The sequence below is a fragment of the Micrococcus sp. HMSC31B01 genome (genome assembly GCF_001816085.1).
In the GTDB taxonomy this organism is placed as follows: domain Bacteria; phylum Actinomycetota; class Actinomycetes; order Actinomycetales; family Micrococcaceae; genus Micrococcus; species Micrococcus luteus.
The window spans coordinates 1-1,479 of record NZ_KV825110.1 but is presented as its reverse complement, the minus strand read 5'-3'; the positions used below and the strand labels follow the sequence as shown (position 1 = coordinate 1,479).

General features: G+C 72.5%; 1 protein-coding gene. It reads left to right on the top strand.

Translation table 11 applies throughout. The annotated features are described in order from the left end of the window. Positions 1 to 92 precede the first annotated feature (92 nt). Positions 93 to 1,479 (top strand): ABC transporter ATP-binding protein (locus HMPREF3105_RS06070; RefSeq protein ID WP_070708978.1); only part of this gene is annotated, 1,387 nt, incomplete at its 3' end.

Below are 1,479 nucleotides of genomic sequence, written 5' to 3'. Positions count from 1 at the left end.
CCCTCCGGACCGGCCCCGCGGCGCGCGGGCGCCCGGCCCGCCCCCGCCGCCGAGCGCGGCACCACGAGCATCGACCAGACGGAAGGCCCTCGATGAGGCTCGAACTGCGCGGGATCACCAAGCGCTTCGGCTCGTTCGCCGCGAACGAGGACGTGAACCTGACCGTGGAGTCGGGGCGGGTGCACACCCTCCTCGGTGAGAACGGCGCCGGCAAGTCCACCCTGATGAACGTCCTCTTCGGACTCTACGAGCCCACCGAGGGGGAGATCCTGCTCGACGGCGAGCCCGTCCGGTTCTCCGGTCCCGGCGAGGCCATGCGCGCGGGCATCGGCATGGTGCACCAGCACTTCATGCTCGTGCCCGTCTTCACGGTGGCCGAGAACGTGGCCCTCGGCGACGAGCACACCCGTGCCCTGGGCGTGCTCGACCTCGAGGCCACCCGCCGGCGGATCCGGGAGATCTCCGCCCAGTACGGCTTCGACGTGGACCCGGACGCCGTCGTCGAGGACCTGCCCGTGGGCGTGCAGCAGCGCGTCGAGATCATCAAGGCCCTCGTCCGCGACGCACGCATCCTCATCCTGGACGAGCCGACCGCCGTGCTCACCCCCCAGGAGACCGACGAGCTGCTCGGCATCATCCGCCAGCTGCGCGCGGACGGCACGGCGATCGTGTTCATCTCCCACAAGCTGCGCGAGGTCAAGGCCGTCTCGGACGACATCACCGTGCTGCGCCGCGGCCGCGTGGTCGGCACGGCGGACCCCTCCGCCGAGGCCGCCGAGCTGGCCGCCCTCATGGTGGGCCGGAACGTCGTCCTCGAGCGGCGCAGGACGGCCCCGACCCTGGGGGAGGAGACGTTCCGCGTCGAGGGCCTCTCCGTCGTCTCGCCCACGGGCCAGGTGCTGCTGGACGCCGTGTCCTTCGCCGTCCGCCAGGGCGAGGTCCTCGCCGTGGCCGGTGTGCAGGGCAACGGGCAGACGGAGCTGACCGAGGCGATCATGGGCCTGGTCAAGGCCACCGGCTCCGTCACCCTGGACGGCCGGGAGCTGATCGGCCGGTCCACCCGCCAGATCATCCGCGCCGGCGTCGGCTTCGTGCCCGAGGACCGCTCCACGGACGGGCTCGTCGGCCCGTTCTCCGTGGCGGAGAACATGGTGCTCAACCGGTACGACGTCGCCCCGGCCGGCAACGCCGTGCAGATGCGCCCCGCCGCGGTGCGGGCGCTCGCCGAGCGCCGCGTGGCCGAGTTCGACGTCCGCACCCAGGGCGTGGACCTGCCGGTCTCCTCCCTCTCGGGAGGCAACCAGCAGAAGGTCGTCATGGCCCGCGAACTCGTGGACGGGCTGCGCCTGTTCATCGCCTCGCAGCCCACGCGCGGCGTGGACGTCGGCTCGATCGAGTTCCTGCACGACCGGATCATCGCCGAGCGCGACGCCGGCACCCCCGTGCTGATCGTCTCCACCGAGCTGGACGAGGTCCTCG